The sequence below is a fragment of the Rhodococcus sp. ARP2 genome, assembly GCF_001029585.1.
In the GTDB taxonomy this organism is placed as follows: domain Bacteria; phylum Actinomycetota; class Actinomycetes; order Mycobacteriales; family Mycobacteriaceae; genus Rhodococcus_F; species Rhodococcus_F erythropolis.
Window position 1 is genome coordinate 13,890 of the sequence record NZ_LEKE01000038.1, and the last position, 20,446, is coordinate 34,335.

A 20,446-nucleotide genomic window follows, 5' to 3' on the forward strand; every position below is an offset into this window, starting at 1 on the left:
ACCGCCACGACCGCTTTGCTCCTGACTGATAGGCACAACCTCCCACCGCACGTAGCATGAAGGATCGTGGAGCTGCGTCAGCTGAGATATTTCGAGGTCGTCGCCGAGGAATTGCACTTCGGCCGAGCCGCGGCGCGGCTACTGATAGCCGGGCCGTCATTGTCGCAGCAGATCATGGCACTCGAACGCGACCTCGGCGTCAAGCTGTTCGTCCGCGACCGTCGTTCCGTCGCTCTGACGCCAGCCGGCGCGGCCCTGCTCCCTGATGTCCGTGCGCTACTCGAGAGTGCCGAGGATCTGCGACGCCGCGCGGAGCGTCTGTCCGGAGCCGAGCCCGTCCGGATCGGCTACGTCAATTGGCTCCCCACGGATCTGATCGCTCGCACGTCGGGGGTCGCGCAACTACACGTCGACGCCTGGGTGGTGCCTTCGCACGCGCAGGCCGCGCGGGTAGCGGACGGCAGCCTCGACCTGGCGATCGCCTGGGTGCGGAAAACCGATGTCGCCCAACATGCTCTGAGCGCAAGACTGCTCGGTGCGGATCGGCTGTACGCGGTCTCCACCGGAGAAGACACCACACCGGTGCGAGCCCGCGACGTCGTCGTACTCGTCGACGACGACACCACCTCCTGGTATTCGTGGAACGTCTACGCCGAAGAATTCGCTCGCGATACCGGCGCACAGATCCTGCGCATCAACGACGGTGGTATCACCGGTCCGGCATTCTTCGATCACGTCCGTGCCGTCGGCCGTCCGGTCGTCAACTCGCCCAAAGGGCAGACCATCACGTTGCCAAGCGATCTCACTGCACGTCCGGTGATCGACCCCGCGGCGATCTGGACGTGGTCACTCCTGTGCCGCGAGAACGAAACGCGCCCTGCAGTTCTCGCGGCCGTCGACGCTCTCACCCGCGGCGTCACTGATCTCGAAATCCACGAAGACGGGATATGGCTACCCATGGACGATCCTTACCGAAGGACTCGATGACACGACGCGCTATTCGAGTTTTCTGGGGACGACGGCCGGAATCGGTGCAGGCCGTGGCCTCCCGGTGGCGTCGGACGTTGGAGCAAGTCGAATTCCTCTTGCCCGAGGTGGTCGGCGGGTCGTGGCAACAGATCCATTCCGCTGGACCTGCTACTGCCGTGACCGTCGACCAGTTGGCGCAGGTCCTCGAGAACGCGCAGGCCGCCGAAGACTGGTCGGATCGTCTGGGAATCGGATTGAGGCTCGCATCCAGTGGAGGGCCCGAATGGGGGCTCGAGCTCTCCGGGTTGGCGGGCGGCGAACCTGAAATCGTCCTTCAGTCGATGATTATTGCCGTCAGCGCGCCGGACGCCGCCGAAGTTCCTGAGACAGAACTACTTCGGATGCTCGCCGCGGTGTGGGAACCGGATTTCGGAGACGTCACCGACGACAACATCCTCGACGCTCTCGAAGACGAGTCCGACTATCGCGTCGGTGATCCCGTGATCGGCCGAGTCGGCTACCTCTCGTCCGCTCGCGCTGACGCGATCCCGGATGACCTGGCAGCAGGCGTTGCCGCGTTACCGGGCGGCGGCGTGTTGCTACAGATCGGGGCCGTCGATGGGCTCGTTCGGGCGTACGAGCGCCTGCGCGAGACCGGCGCACTCGATCCGCTTCCGCGTCCACTGGACCGCGCAGTCTTCTGAAGGTGGTTACCGTTTGTCGAGTTTGGGTAGCCCGGGCGTCGGAACGAACTCTCACCGCGGCACTACCGCCGAAAAATGAACCGAAAGGCCCACCGCATGGTTGACGTCACCCGCAAATTCACCGCCGAGGTACCGATCGAAAAGGCTGCGGCGTTTCTCCGCGACTTCGCCAATGCGCCGACGTGGGATCCGGGCACCGAGAGCTGCACACAGATCTCCGACGGTCCTGTCGGCGTCGGAACCCAGTGGCACAACGTGTCCAAGCTGTTCGGCGTCACCACGGAACTGACGTACACGCTGGTGACCGACGAGCTGAATCACGTTGTTCTCGAAGGAAAGAACAAGACTGCCACCAGTACCGACGACATCACCTTGACTTCGGTGGGTCCGAACTCGACCGAGATCGAATATCACGCGAACGTCGAGTTCAACGGTGCCGCCAAGATTGCGTCGCCTCTCCTGAAGGCGGGATTCGAAGCCAAAGTGGCACCAGAGACGGTGAAGAAGATGACGGAAGCCCTCGAAGTGCTCTGACAAGTCCGTCAGGTTCTTGTCACTGTGTGTTGCCGCCGCTCGCGCCACCGTTGCGAGCTTCGATGGCATCGATGGACTTCGTGAACGACTTTCCCAGCACTTGGGTGCCGACGAGTCCGAGTACCGACGCCAGGAGCTTTCCCTTGAGGTTCTTGCCGTCCCGGACCACGACGGCGTCGACATCGGTCAGACCCGTTGGCTGCCGGGTCAGCGTGTAGGTATGGCTCGACGCCCCGCCCCACAGGTTGGAGTCGGTGGTTGTCATCACGACGCGGTGCGGGTCGGTCCAGTCGTAGTGCAGACGCTCCCAGATACCACTGGAGCCCTCGGTGACATCAGCATCGTGGGGTCCTTGTTGGTGCACTTTCAGGTAGCTGTCCGCACTGCGGCCGAAGATTTCCTCACGGCCCGGGCCGAAGTCGGTCAGGCCGGCAAGGACCTGTTCGGGCGTCGCAGTGGTCGTCTTGTGAAGATGGATCGTGGTCATGGCGCCTTCTTTCAACTGTGGATGATCCGGTGCTGAAAAAGCCGGGGAGTGACTCATCCAGCACACCACCGACACGAAATGAATGAAAGAGGATTGCTAGCTCTGTCTCGATCCGCTATTCGCCTCCACGCCGGCTGGCAGTGATTGCGCCGTGCGGCCTGTAACCGCTCCCCGTCCGGGTATGGGTCTCGATCACGTCGAAACCCGCTGTGACCAGCACCTCGGCAAGTTCGGTCACCGGCCATCGATAACCAGTCGTCGCGGCATGATCAAAAGGCTCTACGGTTGCGCCTTCGAAGAAGGCCACCAGCAACCCACCACCTGGGCGGATCACGCGCGCGAATTCAGCGAGCGGTGCCTCGATATCTTGCGGGTGATGGTGAATGAGCGAGTACCAGGACAGCACGCCGCCCAGTGAATTCGTTTTCGCGTCCAATGCCTCGAAGCCCCCGACCTCGAAGGAGAGATCCGGGTATTGGTTGCGGGCTCGTTCGACGAACTCGGGCACGAGATCGATCCCGCTCACAGCCAGCCCGCTCTGGGCCAGGAAGTCTGTCCACTGCCCCGGCCCGCACCCGGCGTCGAGCACGGGGCCGGTCAAAGTGGCAGCCCAGCTGGTCACCAGGGCCCGATCAGATACATGCGTCGAATCCATCGAACCGAAGAGGTCCGCGTACTCCTGGGATCTGGCCGAATACGACTTTCGGACTACGTCGCGGCGCGTTGCACTCGAATTCTCCACGCCGTCAATAATTATCGATGTGCACCATTCCTTCGCCACAACTCGCCGAACCGAAGGTTCATACTCTGTCGAAGGCCTACGGTCACGTCCGGAAACTGAGGTCATACGGTGGAAGAGAAAGAACTGGCGGCGAAGATCCGCGAACTACTCAGTGCCCGATCGGCCGAGTCGAGCATCTGCCCCTCCGACGTGGCCCGCGCAGCGGCACCCGACAATTGGCGTCCGCTGATGGACCCCGTCCGAGAGGCTGCCCGCCACATGGTGGCCGACGGCGAAGTACAGATCACCCAGGGCGGCGAAGTCGTCGACCCGGAATCCGTACGAGGTCCGATCAGGATTCGGTGGGCTCGTTGATCAACCGCGTGACTTCTGGCGGCACTGCTCTCGCAGCGTGAATCAGCGGAAACGGTCCAGATGCTCACGCAGGAACGCATCCAGGCTTCGTGGCTCACGCCCCAGGACACGTGCCACCGTGTCGGTGGGTGACTCCGGGCGCGAGACGGCAAGTTGCTGGATCTCCAGAATGTGCTCGGCCAGCCACGGAGGCATGTGGGCATGATCGACGAGGTTTTGCCGCAGTTCGTGCGGTGCCAGGTCGATATATTGGACGGGGCGATCGAGCATGCGGGTCAGAGAATCGGCGATGCCGCCGTAGCCGACTGCCTCGCTACCCGTCAGGACGTAGGTACCGCCGGCGAGGTCGGCGCGTGTGAGCACGGCCGCGGCGACGTCACCGATATCTCGGCAGTCGATCCAGTTGCACGGCGCGTCCCGCATCGCGCCCAGAATCACCCCTTGCGCAGCCACCGCCGGAGCCAGGAGCAACAGATTCTGCATGAACGCATAGGGGCGGAGCAGAGTGTGGCGGATCCCGGATGCGCGCAGGTGTTCGCCGACGGCATGGTGGCCGCGGGAGAGAGCGATGGGGGAGTCGGCCGCGGCGGCGGGATCGGAGATCTTGACGATGTGTTCGACGCCGCTCTCGGCGGCTATGTCGATCACACGCGTTTCGAGCTCGACCTGTTCGAGTCCGTTGGCCATGGCGAGGAAAAGTTGTTCAGCCCCTTCGAAAGCAGTGCGTAGCGAAGTTGAGTCTGCGGCATCGGCCCGCACTACTTCGACCAAACCGTCGGCCAAATCGCCGAGGTGGGCGCGCAGCCTGTCCGGGTCGCGGGACAGCGCTCGGCTCGGCACACCCGAGGATGCGAGACTGCGTAGCAACGCGCCGCCTGTGGTTCCGGACGCTCCCATGATGACGATCATCGTGTTCCTTTCGGTCTTCCCCGCGAAGCCGGGGATCTTTGACATGTGTTGTCTGTCAGGGATTCTGACGGCGCCATCGCCAGCTGACGATGACGGCAGCCACAGCGGCAGATATCGGTAGATCGAGTTGCAGGCGAGCAAGCCGAGCGGTGTCGACCACGCTCGTGTGAGCTGGTAGCCAACGGGAGGCGAACCACCCGACGAGACCAGCAATCACAGCGGCTCCGACGGCAAGAATTGCCGCCACCACGATGCGAGGCAGGGCCGTGGTCCACGGTCGTGACCTCCCGCGACGCCGCAGCCAGGAGCCGATCAGCAACGCCACCACTGCCGACGTGCCCGCGATGGACGTAAATGCCGCCGTCGTGAGGCCCGATTGGCCGGATGCGACTCCGCCAGCACCCGCCATCAGCGCAGGGGCAAGGTAGGCGACCAGCACCTCTCTCCACAGGGTGAAAGGTCGTGCGGCGCGACGATCGGCAACCGGGTCGAATCGATTGGAATCGTTTATCTCCCTTTTGTTTTCGCGACGGATCGGCGGGGTGAGTCCGGACATGAAGGAGGCCAACTTTCCGTTTATAATTAGGTGGCTAACTATTTGGGCATGGAGAGAGAAGCCTCTGTCGAGAATTGGCGACGATTCGAATCGCTACACGAATGCCTGGAATCCCAGCCGACTACTCCGCAGTCAGCGCACCGATACCGCGAACGACCCGCGAGAGCAGATCCAGAAAAACCGCACGCTCGTCGACAGTGAGCTCGTCGACCATTTCCTCGAGACGAGCAAAGTGTTCGGGCGCCATGTCACGCAAACGCTGAGCGCCGCGAGCAGTCAGGACGACCACCGCACCACGCCCGTCCTCGGCGGACGGACGCCGAGCGACCAAACCCTCCTGCTCGAGGCCGTCGACCAGCCCGGTCACCGTGGCTCGCGAGACGCCGAGATCAGCGGCCAGTCGCGAGGGAGATTTCTCCCCGTCGTGGTCTTCCAGATCCGCAAGCAAGCGGTAACGGCCGGTCGACAGTCCATACCTCGCGAAGTGAACCTCGGTTGCTCGACCGAGCCGCGCGCCCGCCGAAATCAGCCGCACCGCAACCAGCACCGCCTGCGGATCGGACCCGAGGCCGTAATGCTCCAACTGCCGCCGCGCCTGATCCAACGTGGGTGAGTCGTGATCGGTTCCGTCCACTGCCATGCAACTAATATGGCACCTAACTACATTCTGGTCAACCCTTCACCAGAGCGAGTGTCAACGCTGCCGAAGCCGTGCGCGAGTTGCAACAGGTCCAGATCGGCATGACTGCGAGCCAGAACCTGTATACCCATTGGCAGCCCCTCAGAATTGAAGCCTGCAGGCAGGCTGATGGCCGGCACGCCGAGAAGCGTTGCGATTGTTGCAACCTCCATCCACCGGTGGTACGACGACATGGCTCTGCCGTCGATCGATGTGGGCCAGTCCATTTCGATGTCGAACGGAAACACCTGAACACTCGGTAGCACGATGAAGTCGTACGTATCGAAGAGAGTCAGGAACGCGTTGTACATCGCGGTGCGCTTCACCGAAGCCTCGTAAACGTCCAGCGCCCCGATGGGCGGACGCCCATCCGTTCCATCGACCAGGCCCTCCACCTCGTATCGAGCTTCGGGCTTGAGCGCCGCCCGCGTGACCGCGTTGTAGTAGAGGGGGTACAGCTGAGAGCCGGCGAGCCAGTGCCGGAACGTCAGCCACAGCGGCCAGAGATCCTCATTTCCGTTGAACCCACCCGCTTTCGGCAGACCATGTTGTGAATCCATCTCGATTCCAAGCGCTTCGAAGATCTGTAGTGATGATTCACAGAGATCGAGCACTCCCGACTCCATGGGGAGATACCCACCGAGGTCACCCATCCACACTGCCCGTGCGCGGGAGAAATCTCGCTCCAACGTCGACGCCAGGCCTCCGTCCGAGTCGATGGACAACGGAGTGCGCGGATCGTATCCCGACATCGTTTGCAACAACATCGAGAGATCTGTAGCGGTGCGCGCCATCGGTCCGGGAACCCCCGCCTGTTGCACGAACACATCCGGCCCCTTCGCGGGTACGCGGCCGAAGGATGGACGAAGTCCGAGAATGTTGTTCCAAGCGGCTGGATTTCGAAGTGATCCCATGAAATCACTGCCGTCCGCTACCGGAACCATGTGGAGAGCCACTGCGACGGCAGCACCGCCGCTACTTCCGCCCGCCGATCGGCTCGGGTCGTAGGCGTTGCCGGTTGCACCGAAGATCTCGTTGTAGGTGTGTGAGCCCAGACCGAATTCCGGAACATTGGTCTTGCCGACGAAGATCGCTCCCGCGTCCCGTATTCGAGCAACGTGAATCGAATCACTTTGCGATGCAGGGATGTCGAACTCACCCCGAAAGAACCCGCGAGTCGTCTTGAATCCCGCCACATCGGCAGTGTCCTTGACCGCATGAGGGAACCCGTGCATCCATCCCATATCCTGGCCATCGGCCAGGAGCTTGTCGTGCTCTTGTGCCTCCTGCACCAATTCCTGTCGTGGGCGAAGACTGACAATCGCGTTGACCGAAGGGTTCACGGACTCGATCCGGTCGAGATAGGCATTCATCACCTCCTCGCATGACACTTGCCGATCATGAATTGCCGCCGACAAATCGGATGCGTCGAGTCGAACGATCTCGTTTCCAACGGGCAAAGTGGGCTGTGAAGACTTCAAGTGATGCTCCTCGAGTCGGTGCTGATCAGTAGTTCGGTGAATTGGAGCGCGGGCCGGTTTACATCGGTACCGCCACAGGGGATTCCCCGATGCGACTGAAGTGCGTCAGCCGTCCACTCAGGCGCTGTTCGGACGTCTCTCTCAGAGAGGAGACCAACGCGGCACGTAATGACTGGCCGACGCGTTCACAGAATTGGTCAGGTTCGTCGGCGGCATCGGGATACTCGGGTATCACCGCATGCACAATGCCGTCTGCCAGTAGATCTGTTGATCGAATGTTCTGCGCCGAGACCATCTCCGGCGCATGGACGATGTCGCGGTAGATGATCGCGCTTGCACCTTCCGGCGGTAGCGGGGACAACCAACTGTGCTGAGCGGCGAGAATGCGGTCCGCCGGCAACAGCGCCAGTGCGCCTCCACCCGCCCCCTGGCCGAGGAGCAGCGATACCGTCGGCGTCCTCAGCGCCAGGAGTTCTGCCAGGCACTTCGCAATTTGGTTCGAAAGTCCGCCTTCCTCAGCTTCTCTCGACAGATTCGCGCCGGGTGTGTCGATGACTGTCACGAGCGGCAGGTCAAGCTCTCGAGCAAGGTTGATTCCCCGGCGCGCCTGACGCAGTGATGCCGGGCCGAACGACTGTTGTCCGGTCTGGGCACGGCGATCCTGCCCGAGCAGAACGCACGAGATGTCCCCGAAGCGGACCAACGCAAGAATCAGAGCGGGGCTCTGTTGGCTTTGCCCGGTTCCATTCAGGAGCACCATGTCTGAAGCTGAACGGCCAAGTAGCTCGCGGACGCCCGGCCGTCCGGAACGGCGGGACGCAAGGACCGTTTCCCAGGCGGGTGTCGCGGGGTCACTGACATTCGGAAGCGCCAGTCCGCGCTCGTCAAGTGTCGGGCGCGAGGTCAAAACCCGCAGTAGCACGTCCAGTGTCTCCGCGAGCTTGTCAGGAGAGCACACTGCATCCACCAGCCCGTGCGCGTGGAGGTTCTCGGCCGTCTGGACCCCAGGTGGAAACGCGACGCCGTACAAAGTTTTGTACACCCTGGGACCGAGGAACCCGATGAGCGCCCCGGGCTCCGCGATCGTCACGTGACCGAGCGAGCCCCAGGAAGCGAAAACTCCACCTGTGGTGGGATTTCGGAGATACACCAAGTAGGGAAGGTGGGCTTCCTTGTGCGCGGTGACAGCGGCGGTGATCCTGACCATCTGAAGGAACGCCGTCGTTCCCTCCTGCATCCGTGTTCCACCGGAAACCGGCAGGGCGACAAGGGGTAGTGCTTCTCTCGTCGCCCGCTCGATGGCATCGACGAGGCGTCCGCCGGCCGCTACACCGATCGACCCCGCCAGAAATCCGAACTCACAGATCAGTACCGCGACCCGGCGTCCCCGTACCGTTGCGGACCCGGTCATCACGGACTCGTCCAGTCCGGTCCGCTCGCGCGCCGCGGCCAGTTCGTCCGTGTACGCACCACGCGCCATGCTCTGACGGACACTCGAATCCCACGACTCCCACGAGTCAGGATCAAACGTGAGATCGATCAACTCGTGTGCCGTCAGACGATTCATTGCCTTGCTCTCCTAGCCATTTCATGATTTTTTCGCCATCCGCACCGAGCACAGGAGGCGGTCGATGTGCGGTTCGGGTGACCTCACCTCCGCCAGGATCGAAGAACCGCAACGGTGGCCCCGGGATGGTCAGCCTCCCGAGCGTTCGATGATCGACGTCGACGAGGAGCCCCTGCGAGCGGGTCTGTTCCCACTCGTAGACCTCACGCAGGTTTCGGACTTTTCCTGCCGGAACGCCGATGGCCTCCAGCTTCGTCAACAGTTCTTCGGTCCCGTAGGCCCCGAAGACCATTTCGACCAATTCGTTGACCTTCTTACGGTTCTCGACCCGTTCCGGGTTGGTTGCCATACCGTGTGTATCCGGGTCGATCCAGAATCCGTCGCAGAAACGTTTCCACAGACCTTCACTGCCGACTGCGATCTGTACAGCACCGTCTGCCGTCGGAAATAGTCCGTACGGACAGATCGACGGATGATGATTGCCCTGAGCCTCGCCGATCTCCCCTGCGACGGTCCATCTCGTCCCCTGAAAAGCATGCACCCCGACAACACTCGCCAGCAGGGAGGTTCGGACAACTTGTCCCCTGCCCGTCACCTCCCTCTCTCGAAGTGCTGCAAGAATTCCGAACGCTCCGTGCACTCCCGCAAGGAGATCGGCGATAGGAACGCCGACACGTTGTGGGTCATCGGGTGACGAACCGGTCAGAGACATCAATCCGGCTTCACCTTGGGCGATCTGGTCGTACCCGGCGCGACCACCTTCAGGACCGTCATGGCCGAATCCGCTGATCGACAGCACGACCAGTCCGGGGTTGATCTCCGCTAACCTTTCCATCGGGAATCCCAGACGGTCCATCACGCCGGTGCGAAAATTCTCGATCAGAACGTCGGCACGTGCGATCAGGGCTGTGAGAGTTCGACAACCGTTCTCGGACTTCAGATCCAAGGCGATTGATTCCTTGTTTCGGTTTGCCGACAGGAAGTACGTCGATTCACGTTCGCCACGGGCGGGGTCGACAAAAGGTGGACCCCACCCACGCGTGTCGTCTCCACCGTCAGGTGTTTCGACCTTGACGACGCGCGCTCCAAGATCCCCGAGCATCATGGCCGCATGCGGACCGGCCAGTGCCCTGCTCAGATCCACGACGACTGTACCTGCCAGCGGTCCTTGATAATTCGGTGTCACTGCTGCTTCTGCCGGCACTGCCAAATCCTCTCGGGCGATGGGAGATCTGCTCCGTATCTGTGAGCTAAACACTGGAAGGAGAGAGGGATTCGGAAACTTCTCCAGCAGCAGTGAGGTCCTTTCCTTTCGACTCGGGCAGGAAGAAGATCACGGTGGCGACCGAGATCGCCATCAGAACAATGGCGTACCAGTTGAAGACGCCGGGAATTCCCTTGTCGGCGAAGAAGGCCTGGAGATACGGCGTCGTGCCACCGAAAATTGCGACGGCAAGGGAAGTCGGCAATCCGATTCCCACCGCGCGCATGCGAGTCGGGAACATCTCGGAGAACACAGCAGGACCGATGGACACTGTGCCGGCCATGAAGACCAGTGCAATTGCCATTGCCACGAACAACTGCCACGCCTGCCCCCGAATGATGGAGGTGAGCGGAAACAGCAAGGTGATCATCATGATTCCCGAGAAGATCAAAACCGGGCGCCGGCCGATTCGGTCCGAGACGGTTCCCCAAACAGGCAGCATGATGATGAACACCACATTGGCGGCGGCTCCCGCCCACATTGCTCCCGAAGGATCCACGCCGTGGACACTGATGGCATACGCCGGAGTTGCCACGGCCCACACGTAATAGTTGACCGTCGATCCAACCGTCATGGCGGCGACTCGCACCAGCAGTCGACGGTGTTCACGGATCTGCGACCACAGCGAGGGCTTGGACTGCTGCGATTCCGACTTCTGTGATTTGGCAGATGATTCGAAGATCTCTGTTTCCTGCAACCGTGATCGCAAGTACAGCGCGAACAGTCCGAACACACCGCCGAGCACAAACGGAATTCGCCAACCGTAACTGCTCATTTGGGCGTCGGTGAGGATTCCCGAGAGGACCGCCGCCAGAACTGCGCCGCAGATGATGCCGATGGTTCCGGAGAAGTAGATCAAGCTGGCCCACAAGCCACGCTTCTCTCGCGGCGCCATCTCCGAGATATACGTATTGGCCGAAGGCAACTCTCCGCCATGAGCAAGACCCTGGATCATTCGACACGTCACCAACACGACGGCAGCCCAGGCCCCGATCGTCTCGTGCGTTGGGGTCAGTCCGATGATCAGACTCCCCACTGCGGCGAGCCCGACTGCCACCGTCATCGAAAACTGTCGGCCACGGCGATCCGCGATCAATCCGAAGAGCACTCCACCGAAAGGACGAGCGACGAACCCGACAGCGAAGACTCCAAAAGTCTTCAGCAGATCAGACATCGGGCTTCCGCTGGAAAAGAACTGTGGCGCGAAGAACACCGCGAAAAGCGCGTAGATGTTCCAGTCGAACCACTCCATCGCGTTGCCGGTGCCGATTCCGAACAGAACCTTGAGGTTCTTCTTCCTCGACGAGGGCGGTGTGGTTTCTTTGTGGTGATCGCTCATCGTGTGCCTCCAGCGGTGACGGCCAACTTTTCGACGGCCAGTGCCGAATAGACCGCGGCCGCATCCCCGAGCACACCCTCGAAGAACTGTGCACGCGGCGAATGGTTTGTCGGAGCAGCGACCGGATCGCAGCCCGGCATTGCAGCTCCGAGCCCGATGAACGCTCCCGGAACTCGGTCCAAGACATAGGAGAAGTCTTCAGAACTACTTGTCGGCCTTGGTGATTCCAGGTAATGCTCCTCGCCGAGCAATTCGCGGATCACGCCCTCACTGAACGCAACTTCCTCCGCATTGTTGACGGTCAAGGGGAACTGGGCACGGAAGTCGATGTCCACCTCTACGCCGTGCGCGGCGGCAATGCCCTCCAGTCCACGGCGAATCACTGCGCCGAGTTGTTCCTCGTTCTCAGCCGACCAGTGACGGACGGTGGCACCGAAATGTGCGGAATCGGGGATCACGTTGTTTGCCGTGCCCGCATCCACGACACCCACGGTGATGACAACCGGATCGAATGCGTCGAAATCCCTTGTCACGATGACCTGCAGCGATGTGATCATCTGCGCCGCAGCCGTGATCGGGTCCTTCGCGCGGTGCGGCGACGAACCGTGACCGCCCGCGCCTCGCACCGTCACGTCGAGCGTGTGCGACGCCGACATGATCGGCCCCGGCCTACTCACGAAGAGTCCGGCCGGGATCCCGTTGGCCATGACGTGCAGTCCGTACGCGTAGTCGGCACGGCTCCCTGATGCATCCAACACGCCCTCGTCGATCATGTTCTTGGCCCCACCCCAGCCCTCTTCACCGGGTTGGAACATGAACACGACGTCACCGGCCAAGTGATCGCGGTGATGTGAGAGCAGCCTTGCCGCGCCGACCAATGCGGTTGTGTGCAAGTCGTGTCCACACGCGTGCATGGCTCCGTTCGTGGAGGCGAAATCCACCCCGGTGCGCTCGTCGACCGGAAGCGCGTCCATGTCGGCTCGCAGCAGCACCGTCGTCGTATCGCCTGAATCCCTTGCTGCACCTCGCAGAACGGCTGTAACCGAGGTACTCGAAGTTCCGGTGGAGATCTCGAGTGGGAGACCCTGCAGCGCTTCGAGCACCCGCTCCTGGGTTCGTGGCAGCTCGAGACCGATCTCCGGCTCACGGTGTAACTTGTGCCGCAGCGCGACGAGGTCGCCCTGCATCTCGTCTGCGTCATCTTTCAGGTTCACAGAATTTGGCCTTTCATTGGCAGGGGAAGACTCGCGAAGTTCCGGAGACAGACGCAGGTGCGATCTGCAGTTCTTGCAGCCCGGCACGGTGTGTCGTAGGTAACGATCTAGATAGCTATGATGAAGCTTCCCTTAGGAATGATCGAGAATTCGCAGGAATTTCGCATGAGTGATGAATCAATGAAGGAATTCGACATGCTCGACGCGGCGGACCAGGCAATGGTTCACGCTTTGCAGATCAACCCGAGGGCAAGTTGGGCGCAGATCGGGAAGGCTCTCGAGCTAGACCCGGTGACGCTGTCGCGTCGATGGATCCGTCTGGTCGACCGCGGTGCAGCGTGGATAGGGTGTAATCCTGGCCCGATCCTGGCCGCCTCCGGTCTGGGAAACCTTGCCTTCGTGGAAATCGACTGTGTCAACGGCAGCGTGCAAGCCGTGGCGCACGCGCTCAGTGAGCAGCGGATGGTGACCGGCATCGAACACGTGACGGGCGCACGAGATCTGCTGGTCACGGTGATGGTGACGGATTTGAGCGTCCTGTCGCAGTGGGTCACCGAGGAGTTGGGTGCCATTGCCGGCGTCGTATCGAGCCGCATCCAGCTCGCCGGGACGATCTACACCGGCGGTAGTCGGTGGAGGTTGCGTGCGCTGAGTTCGAGTCAGGCAGATGCTCTGGCCGCGACGCGCATCACGGTCGATCACCACGGCGCATTTCGGCCGACAGACATGGACCGACGCATCATGGTTGCACTGTCGGTGGACGGACGCGCGTCGTACACAGAGTTGGCCGAGGAATGTGGCGCCAGCATCGACACGATTCGACGACGCGCGCGGCGCCTCTTTGCCGCTGGAATGGCACGACCCCGCTGCGAAGTGGCCCGCCCCCTCTCCGGAAGCCAAGTGACCGTCATCCTCTGGGCCCAGGTTTCACCGTCTCAGATCGGCCATGCTGCACTGACGATCTCGGCTATGCCCGAGGTCCGCCGGTGCACGGGGGTCACTGGTCGCGACAACTTGCTGATTGTCGCGTGGGCACGGTCCGTGGACGACGCGCAACGGCTCGAAGGTCGGTTGTGCGAAGCACTACCCGGGCTCTCGATCGCAGATCGCGCGATCTCGCTGTGGACGATGAAGCTCAACGGTCATCTACTCGACGAGCGAGGGTACCGCGTGGGAGCGGTACCGATCAGCCCCGGTGAACCGGCCCGTCGCAGTGTGGAACCTTCCAGCTCGAGCTGAATGTTGCGCTCTTCGAAAGCCCTTGGAAAGCAGGACGATCAGCTCTTTGCGGTGCCGGACAAACCGAGCGCAGTCGGCAGTATGTGATCGACCAGCATGTCGACGATGCGTTCAGCTTCGTCGGGATCGAGGAGGGTCGCGAACCGGACGGTCGAACCGGCGATGTGATTGCAGGTGAAGACAAGCTGATCGACGTCATACTGCATGGACTCCGGCACGACACCCCGGATCACGTCAGCGATGAGAGCACTTGTCTGACGCGTGTTCTCCACATCGATCCGAGCGAGATCGGGGTTTGCGACGGCGGCTGACCACACCGCCGCGTACGTGGTGTCGTCGCGGAAGATCTGCCAGTAACCGCGGACCACGGAACTGATGACTTCGCGAGCGTCTTGCACCGTCCCGGCGGGAGCAATCGATTCGATGAGCCTGGCACGCACCAGAGTTTCGTATCGCTCGAGCAGCGTCTGCACGATGGCGGTCTTTCCCGGAAAGTACCGGTAAATCGACGGGAGCCGAAGGTCTGCTGCCGATGCCAGTTCGCTCATGGTCATGGCATCGATTCCGTCGCGCGCGATGAGCTCTGCCGCACAGTCCAAGATGGCCTCGACGCGCGCCTTGCTGCGCTGCTGTTCCGGGAGGCGACGGGAGGGAACGGCGTCGGGCGTCATCGTGCAGTCTCCGTCATGGATACGAGAATATACGGCCTTCACCGCTTGACATGACAGAGTGTCACGTTCACCATATGTGAAAGGTTCTCACGTATCGGTTCGATTGTTCGCCGGTGCGCTGACGATCCACTTCGATCAGTTCGGCCTGACATCGCCGACGACCCAATCAAGTTGACACACAAGAGGAGTCAAGACGTGTTGGAAAACGGTGTGCCGATCGACCAGGTACTGGCGGAGCTAGCCGAACGGCATCGAATGGATGATCCGTACGCAGATCGCCCGGGCATGGTCAACATGTACAACACTGGTCTCGACACCGTCGAGAAGGTCGCAACGGACGCCTTCGGAATGTACATCCATGTGAATCCCCTTTACTCGTCGACGTTTCCGAGTGTTTATGCGTTGGAGAAGGAGTTGGTCCGCGCCGCGAACGACATGCTGCACGCACCCAACGACGCCACCGGCAGCTGGACCATGGGTGGCAGCGAAAGCATCATGATGGCCACGAAGGCTGCCCGAGACGGGGCGAAGCACATCACGCGGCCGAACATGGTGCTTCCGATCTCGGCCCATGCGGCATGGTGGAAGGCAGCGCACTACCTCGGCGTCGAAGCTCGAACCACGACGGTGGATCCGGAGACGTACAAGGCTGACGTCGCTGCAATCAAAGCGGCCGTCGACGAGAACACGATCTTCGTGGTTCTGTCGGCCCCCCAGTACGGCCAGGGCGTGATCGATCCGATCGAAGAGATCGGTGAGTTCTGCCTGGAACAGGGGATTCGCCTGAACGTCGATGCCTGCATCGGCGGTTGGGTTCTTCCGTTCGCTGAACGGCAAGGATGCGAAATTCCGCTGTGGGACTTCAGAGTTCCCGGCGTCAGCTCGATCACCGTCGACCTGCAGAAGTACGGGTACACGAACAAGGGATGCTCGCTCGTTCTGTATCGCACTCGCGAACTGCGTCTTCCGCAGTTCTTCGCACACGCGAATTGGACTGGCTACCCGATCGTCAACTCCACGGTGATGAGTTCGAAACCAGGCGGGTTGCTCGCCGCAGCATGGTCGATCGTCAAACACATCGGTGACGACGGCTACATGCATCTCGTCGAGGAGGGTCTGCGGATTCGCCGGGAACTGGAAGCGGGGGTCGCCGCGATACCCGGGCTGCGAATCATGGGGAAGCCCGAATCCACACTCGCTGCAATCACCACCGATCCAGACGCGGACGAGGGCGTCGACTTCTTCCTCTGGATCGACGAACTCGCGAAGCGGAACTGGACCATGCAGCCGCAGTTGACGCAGCCCGGCGTTCCTCCGAGCATCCATTTCACGATCGCGAAACAGCACGGTAGTTACATGGCCGAGTTCATCGAGGCCATGCGAGAGGCCTTGGACGCAGCGCGCCTTCGTGATCCCTTGATTCCGGCGGAGCGCCTCGCCGAGATTCACGCCCTTCCGGCGGACACGACCTTCGCCGACATCGTGCCCATCGTGATGGAGAGCTTCGAGGACGGGAAGCCGTCGACGAAGACTCACCTCGTGCTCGACGCCTTGCCGATGCCGCTGAGAGAGATGGCGATGCTCGCGTACTTCGATGCACTCACGTGAGCCGGCGATCAGTTTCGATCGACGAGACAACAACTCGGTCATACCGCGACTTCAAAGACCTCCTGTTCACTCGAAGGAGATCGTTGGTGGATCCGGACAGAGCCGATGAGAACGAGCCTGACTATCGATTCACTCTGGCGAACGAGCGAACTTTTCTTGCCTGGATCAGGACTGCATTCGGCCTTCTGGCAGGTGGCGTGGCGATCGATCAACTGATTGCACCGTCACCGGCCAGGACCGCAATCTCGATTGCATGTCTGTCGATGGCGACAGTGCTCGCGACCGGCGCCTATACCCATTGGCGCCGTGTGCAACGCGCGATGCGGCAAGACAAGCCGCTGCCGAAGTCCGCGCTGATGCCAGCAATCGCTTGCGCCAGTGGGATGATCGCTGTTATCGCGATGCTGTCGGTGGCTCTGCCATGAACGGCGTCACAGCTCGCGATCCCGGACTTCAACTGGAGCGCACGGCATTGTCCTGGCGGCGAACTGCTTTGGCATCTACATCCATCGCCGCTCTGTTCATCCACCAGGCCGCGAAGGAAGGATGGGAGGCATCTGCGATCGTCCCTCTCCTGGCCACCTTCACCTTGCTCGGGACGGCGTGCGCTGCATTCATACGGGACCGAACATTGCGGAGTGGATGCGTAAGACTTTCTCGATCAACGGCATTCGCGGTTTCTTGCGCAACCGCAGCTACGGCGGTCGGCACAGCGGCAATACGCATTGTCGGCACGTAGACGGACCGCTGCCGTCGGAGGTCCGTCTACGTCCGAGGGTTCGGATGCTCATTCGGATACGGCAGGACCTTCTCGAGGGCGAGCCCTATCGCAAAGGCCGTGTGGTCGTCGTACGGCCGCGTGACTATCTGTGTACCGGTGGGGATTCCGTTCCGAGCGAAACCGGTGGGGATTGTCAGCACCGGGCAGCTGCTCAGGATGTTGAAGGTGATGGCCGGTACGGCCTCGAGATAGAATCCCAATTCTGTTCCAGCCACATTGATTCCGTGTTCGACGTAGTCGTCGCCGGCAAGAAAGCCATCGGTCACCACTGCCGGAGTGATCAACGCGTCATAGGTGTCGAACAGGGATCCGACCGATGAATACAGTTCGGCTTCGATCGCGAGTCCGTCGAGGAAAGTCGCATCACCACGGGTGCGGCGTGCCCATCGGGCGAATTCCTTCGCGTACTCCGTGACCTTGTCGGGGTGCGCGGACGCTTCGGCGGAGATCGATGCACCGAACACGTGATCGTAGTGAATGGCGGCCGCACGCATGATTGCAGCGCGTGACAGGTCGACTTCGATGATCTCCGCGCGTGCGCCCAGCGCAGTAAGGGTGTCCACCAACTTGGCGGTGTTGGCGGCAACGTCCGGATCAACCGGCCAGTCGCCCAACGCGGGGATCACGGCGATACGCATTCCTGTCAACGAATGCGTTGCGAGGCCGGACAGCGGCGATGCCGGTACATGCGAGGCAATGTCAGTGGAGGTCGGTCCCGCGATGACCGACTGCAGTGTGAGGCAATCACTTACGGTGCGAGCCATCGGACCGCAGTGGCAGTAGCGATCGAGATTGAATGGCGGATCGACGGGGACACGGCCGTGCGGTGGCTTGAACCCGACAATTCCGTTGAGAGACGACGGAGTTCGGATCGATCCTGCAACATCGGAACCGGTAGCCAAGTGCGTCATACCGGTGGCAAGTGCGACTGCCGATCCACCGGAAGACCCGCCGGAGGAGTATTTCGTGTTCCACGGATTGCGAGTGACGCCCCACAACTCGGACTGTGTGAACGCGGCCGAGGAGAATTCGGGCGCCGTCGATCGCGCGTGGACGATGGCACCGGCGTCGACGATCCGCTGCACGAAAGTCGAAGTGTGGGTGGCGATCAAGTCCTCATAGACCTTGGACCCTTGAGTCCACGGTTGGCCTTGTACCGGTTCATCCTCTTTCACCACGACGGGAACACCGGCGAGCGGGAGGCTGGCATCCGAGCCGCGGGCGTAGTGGCGTTCCGCTGACTTCGCCTGTGCCCGTGCAGTATCGAAGAAAGTGTGTCCCACTGCATTCAAGGTCGGGTTGAGCGCCTCGATACGTTCGATGGTGGACTCGAGCACCTCCACCGGCGACAGCGATTTGTCCCGGTAGCGTTCGAGCATCTCGGTCACATCCATGAAGGTTGAAACGGGTGTCTGGCGCATATCTGTGGTCCTGCCTCTATGAAGGTTTGTGTAGGCGGCTAGGTTGTCAGTTCGTGCTTTGCCGCGACGGGATTGCGGAATGTGGCGAGCAGCATTGCGAGAGTGGCGATTCCCGCGGCTATCCAGAAGACCGTTTCGGAACCGGAGTGGTCATGAATGCGTCCACCCGCGAACGCGCCGAGGGCGATGCTTGCATTGAAGACTGCAACCCACAGAGCCGCAGCGGCCTCTCGGTGAACGGGAGCTGCTTGTGCGATCCATGTTTGAGTACTCACCGATACACCACCGTAGAAGAGGCCCCAGGCCGCCATGAGCAGAGCAGCTGTGATCAAGGTGGTAGCCGAGATCGGGAACAGGGCAAGGGTGATCGCTACTCCCGCGCTGAGGATGACCACCACAGTCTTCGGAGACTTGGTGGCAGATGGCCCGGCTATGAAGTTGCCGACAACGCCCAGAGCCCCGTAGATCAAGAGCATCGTGCCGATCTGCGCAGGGTGCAATCCTGCGAAGAACTCCAGCCCCGGACGCACATAGGTGTACGCCGCGAAATGAGCGGTGACGATGAGCGCGGTAATCGCGATTCCGACCCGGACTCCCGGGTTCCGAAAAGCCACCGCGAGACTCCCGAGCGACAAAGCTTGATCAGCTGGCATCACGGGTAGGACAGCGAACATGGCGAGCGCGATCAGCGTCGCGGCGCAGCTGAGAGTCCAGAATGCCACGCTCCACCCGGCCGCTGCTCCGATATACGTCCCCGCAGGGACACCGAGAACTGAGGCAACCGCGATTCCGCTGAAGATGATCGTGGTCGCCAACCCGACGGATCTGGAACCCACCAATTTGGGTGCCAGGCTAGCGGCGAGTGCCCAGACTCCGCCCATGCTCACACCGAGTAGGACGCGAGCACCAGCGAGGACAGCGAAGCTTGGTGCGAGAGCCGTGAGGGCGTTCGCCGCTGCGACTACAAACATCAGGACGATAAGCGTCGACCGACGATCGAAGCGCCGGGTCACGATGGGCACGAACGGGGCAGTGGCCGCTGCCACCAATCCGGTAATGGCCAGTGAGAGCCCGATGGTCCCTTCGCTTTCCACCAGGTCAGCACCGATCGGGGTGAGTAGCCCGACCGGCATCATCTCTGCCGCGACAACGATGAAGGTGGACGCTGCGATCAGGGCGACCGCAGCCCAGTGGTTCTCGATGGTGTGTGCGTGGGTTGAGGACGTGGGCGCGGGGCTGTTTTGCCCGGGCGCGGAATGTGGCATGTAACCAGAGAAGCTCCCGCACGCCCAAGGATCAACGGCGAATCGCTCATCCAACCATTAGCTCAATTCATCGATGAGCCATGATGGGAGTGGTCGAATGAGTCGAGGGTCGGAGTGAAAATGTCGGAGCCTCCGATGCGTGAGATCGAGTGTTTCCTCGTTCTCGCTGAAGAACTGCACTTCGGTCGCACCGGCGAACGACTGTTCATCTCCCAGGGCCGAGTCAGTCAGCTGATCAGCGGGTTGGAGCGTCGTATCGGCACCAGCCTGGTGGCGCGCACCAGTCGCCGCGTACACCTGACTGAATTCGGTGCCGAGTTTCTTGCGTCGTTGGCTCCCGCGCATCGTGCGCTTGTCGGAGTAATCGAGGACGCTCAGTCAAGAGCACGCAACATGCCGACGCCGCTTCGGGTGGGTTTCCAAGGAGCAATTTACGATTCGATCGCGGCTGCTGTCTCTCGTTTCGAGATACAACATCCGCAAACTTGCGTGACCATCAAAGAATTACCCCTGGGTGATCCGTTCAGTGATGTACTCGCCGGGCGAATCGATGCGGCAGTGGCACTTCTCCCCGTAGATGAGCCCGAGCTGACGACCGGGCTCGTCTTTTCTCGACAGCCCCAGACCCTGGCCGTCTCAGTCCATCACCCGTTCAGTGAACT

General features: G+C 61.5%; 22 protein-coding genes. 9 read left to right on the plus strand and 13 right to left on the minus strand.

Annotated features, from left to right (window positions below):
* Positions 1-66: 66 nt before the first annotated feature.
* The 3 genes from ABX74_RS08765 to ABX74_RS08775 all read left to right on the plus strand — a co-directional run bounded on the left by ABX74_RS08765 (position 67) and on the right by ABX74_RS08775 (position 2,207).
* Complete coding sequence (locus ABX74_RS08765) at positions 67-987, plus strand: LysR family transcriptional regulator (protein ID WP_047888662.1); 921 nt, start codon at positions 67-69, stop codon at positions 985-987.
* Positions 984-1,673 carry a hypothetical protein gene (locus tag ABX74_RS08770; protein ID WP_047888663.1) on the plus strand — a complete coding sequence of 230 codons (690 nt, stop codon included), beginning with the start codon at positions 984-986 and terminating at the stop codon, positions 1,671-1,673. Before ABX74_RS08765 ends, ABX74_RS08770 begins: the two co-directional genes overlap by 4 nt.
* A gap of 96 nt (positions 1,674-1,769) precedes the next feature.
* Positions 1,770-2,207 (plus strand): SRPBCC family protein, encoded by a 438-nt coding sequence (locus ABX74_RS08775; protein WP_047888664.1) that lies wholly within the window; start codon positions 1,770-1,772, stop codon positions 2,205-2,207.
* Positions 2,208-2,226: 19 nt separating this feature from the next.
* Here the strand turns inward: ABX74_RS08775 and ABX74_RS08780 are convergent, their stop codons facing one another.
* Positions 2,227-2,694, minus strand: a complete 468-nt coding sequence (locus ABX74_RS08780) for a hypothetical protein (protein ID WP_020971317.1) — start codon at positions 2,692-2,694, stop codon at positions 2,227-2,229.
* Between the two features lie 115 nt (positions 2,695-2,809).
* Positions 2,810-3,436, minus strand: a complete 627-nt coding sequence (locus ABX74_RS08785) for a class I SAM-dependent methyltransferase (protein WP_189637321.1) — start codon at positions 3,434-3,436, stop codon at positions 2,810-2,812.
* A gap of 108 nt (positions 3,437-3,544) precedes the next feature.
* On the opposite strand from ABX74_RS08785, the gene ABX74_RS08790 reads away from it, so the two are divergent.
* Positions 3,545-3,790 (plus strand): DUF3253 domain-containing protein, encoded by a 246-nt coding sequence (locus ABX74_RS08790; protein ID WP_046379624.1) that lies wholly within the window; start codon positions 3,545-3,547, stop codon positions 3,788-3,790.
* Between the two features lie 42 nt (positions 3,791-3,832).
* On the opposite strand, the gene ABX74_RS08795 is transcribed toward ABX74_RS08790, so the two are convergent.
* The 8 genes from ABX74_RS08795 to ABX74_RS08830 all read right to left on the minus strand — a co-directional run bounded on the left by ABX74_RS08795 (position 3,833) and on the right by ABX74_RS08830 (position 12,799).
* Entirely contained in the window at positions 3,833-4,744 is a 912-nt protein-coding gene (locus ABX74_RS08795; protein WP_223257863.1) for an NmrA family NAD(P)-binding protein, read from the minus strand.
* 10 nt (positions 4,745-4,754) lie between these two features.
* A complete protein-coding gene (locus ABX74_RS08800) occupies positions 4,755-5,138 on the minus strand; it encodes a hypothetical protein (RefSeq protein ID WP_223257864.1) in 384 nt (127 codons plus the stop codon).
* A 238-nt stretch (positions 5,139-5,376) separates the two neighbouring features.
* Positions 5,377-5,895, minus strand: a complete 519-nt coding sequence (locus ABX74_RS08805; protein ID WP_003943230.1) for a MarR family winged helix-turn-helix transcriptional regulator — start codon at positions 5,893-5,895, stop codon at positions 5,377-5,379.
* A gap of 20 nt (positions 5,896-5,915) precedes the next feature.
* Positions 5,916-7,415, minus strand: a complete 1,500-nt coding sequence (locus tag ABX74_RS08810; RefSeq protein ID WP_317617256.1) for an amidase — start codon at positions 7,413-7,415, stop codon at positions 5,916-5,918.
* Positions 7,416-7,473: 58 nt separating this feature from the next.
* On the minus strand, positions 7,474-8,982 hold the full coding sequence (locus tag ABX74_RS08815) for a carboxyl transferase domain-containing protein (RefSeq protein WP_047888668.1): 1,509 nt from the start codon (positions 8,980-8,982) through the stop codon (positions 7,474-7,476).
* On the minus strand, positions 8,939-10,186 hold the full coding sequence (locus tag ABX74_RS08820) for a CaiB/BaiF CoA transferase family protein (RefSeq protein WP_082148475.1): 1,248 nt from the start codon (positions 10,184-10,186) through the stop codon (positions 8,939-8,941). The genes ABX74_RS08815 and ABX74_RS08820 overlap by 44 nt, the downstream gene beginning before the upstream one ends.
* 46 nt (positions 10,187-10,232) lie before the next feature.
* Complete coding sequence (locus ABX74_RS08825) at positions 10,233-11,585, minus strand: MFS transporter (RefSeq protein WP_019746001.1); 1,353 nt, start codon at positions 11,583-11,585, stop codon at positions 10,233-10,235.
* A complete protein-coding gene (locus tag ABX74_RS08830; RefSeq protein ID WP_029256671.1) occupies positions 11,582-12,799 on the minus strand; it encodes a M20 family metallopeptidase in 1,218 nt (405 codons plus the stop codon). The genes ABX74_RS08825 and ABX74_RS08830 overlap by 4 nt, the downstream gene beginning before the upstream one ends.
* Positions 12,800-12,964: 165 nt before the next feature.
* On the opposite strand from ABX74_RS08830, the gene ABX74_RS08835 reads away from it, so the two are divergent.
* Positions 12,965-14,038 carry an Lrp/AsnC family transcriptional regulator gene (locus ABX74_RS08835; protein WP_051119056.1) on the plus strand — a complete coding sequence of 358 codons (1,074 nt, stop codon included), beginning with the start codon at positions 12,965-12,967 and terminating at the stop codon, positions 14,036-14,038.
* A 38-nt stretch (positions 14,039-14,076) separates the two neighbouring features.
* On the opposite strand, the gene ABX74_RS08840 is transcribed toward ABX74_RS08835, so the two are convergent.
* Positions 14,077-14,709, minus strand: coding sequence for a TetR/AcrR family transcriptional regulator (locus ABX74_RS08840; protein ID WP_019746004.1), 633 nt, complete (start codon positions 14,707-14,709; stop codon positions 14,077-14,079).
* 195 nt (positions 14,710-14,904) lie between these two features.
* Between ABX74_RS08840 and ABX74_RS08845 the strand changes: the two genes are divergently transcribed.
* From ABX74_RS08845 to ABX74_RS30895, 3 genes are all read left to right on the plus strand, one after another.
* Positions 14,905-16,317, plus strand: coding sequence for a pyridoxal phosphate-dependent decarboxylase family protein (locus tag ABX74_RS08845; protein WP_053062002.1), 1,413 nt, complete (start codon positions 14,905-14,907; stop codon positions 16,315-16,317).
* A gap of 86 nt (positions 16,318-16,403) precedes the next feature.
* Positions 16,404-16,742, plus strand: coding sequence for a YidH family protein (locus ABX74_RS08850; RefSeq protein ID WP_223257865.1), 339 nt, complete (start codon positions 16,404-16,406; stop codon positions 16,740-16,742).
* A complete protein-coding gene (locus ABX74_RS30895; RefSeq protein ID WP_078377326.1) occupies positions 16,739-17,056 on the plus strand; it encodes a DUF202 domain-containing protein in 318 nt (105 codons plus the stop codon). The genes ABX74_RS08850 and ABX74_RS30895 overlap by 4 nt, the downstream gene beginning before the upstream one ends.
* Positions 17,057-17,082: 26 nt before the next feature.
* On the opposite strand, the gene ABX74_RS08855 is transcribed toward ABX74_RS30895, so the two are convergent.
* On the minus strand, positions 17,083-18,519 hold the full coding sequence (locus ABX74_RS08855) for an amidase (protein WP_047888670.1): 1,437 nt from the start codon (positions 18,517-18,519) through the stop codon (positions 17,083-17,085).
* A 38-nt stretch (positions 18,520-18,557) separates the two neighbouring features.
* On the minus strand, positions 18,558-19,784 hold the full coding sequence (locus ABX74_RS08860) for an MFS transporter (RefSeq protein ID WP_047888671.1): 1,227 nt from the start codon (positions 19,782-19,784) through the stop codon (positions 18,558-18,560).
* Positions 19,785-19,904: 120 nt separating this feature from the next.
* Here ABX74_RS08860 and ABX74_RS08865 point away from each other — a divergent pair.
* The coding region (locus tag ABX74_RS08865; RefSeq protein ID WP_047888672.1) for a LysR family transcriptional regulator at positions 19,905-20,446 on the plus strand (542 nt) is incomplete at its 3' end.

Coding starts and splice junctions, on each gene's coding strand:
- ABX74_RS30895 (WP_078377326.1), top strand. CDS start 16,739: ATGAACGGCGTCACAGCTCGCGATCCCGGACTTCAACTGGAGCGCACG.
- ABX74_RS08775 (WP_047888664.1), top strand. CDS start 1,770: ATGGTTGACGTCACCCGCAAATTCACCGCCGAGGTACCGATCGAAAAG.
- ABX74_RS08835 (WP_051119056.1), top strand. CDS start 12,965: ATGAGTGATGAATCAATGAAGGAATTCGACATGCTCGACGCGGCGGAC.
- ABX74_RS08770 (WP_047888663.1), top strand. CDS start 984: ATGACACGACGCGCTATTCGAGTTTTCTGGGGACGACGGCCGGAATCG.
- ABX74_RS08855 (WP_047888670.1), bottom strand. CDS start 18,519: ATGCGCCAGACACCCGTTTCAACCTTCATGGATGTGACCGAGATGCTC.
- ABX74_RS08795 (WP_223257863.1), bottom strand. CDS start 4,744: ATGTCAAAGATCCCCGGCTTCGCGGGGAAGACCGAAAGGAACACGATG.
- ABX74_RS08840 (WP_019746004.1), bottom strand. CDS start 14,709: ATGACGCCCGACGCCGTTCCCTCCCGTCGCCTCCCGGAACAGCAGCGC.
- ABX74_RS08815 (WP_047888668.1), bottom strand. CDS start 8,982: ATGAATCGTCTGACGGCACACGAGTTGATCGATCTCACGTTTGATCCT.
- ABX74_RS08825 (WP_019746001.1), bottom strand. CDS start 11,585: ATGAGCGATCACCACAAAGAAACCACACCGCCCTCGTCGAGGAAGAAG.
- ABX74_RS08805 (WP_003943230.1), bottom strand. CDS start 5,895: ATGGCAGTGGACGGAACCGATCACGACTCACCCACGTTGGATCAGGCG.
- ABX74_RS08780 (WP_020971317.1), bottom strand. CDS start 2,694: ATGACCACGATCCATCTTCACAAGACGACCACTGCGACGCCCGAACAG.
- ABX74_RS08860 (WP_047888671.1), bottom strand. CDS start 19,784: ATGCCACATTCCGCGCCCGGGCAAAACAGCCCCGCGCCCACGTCCTCA.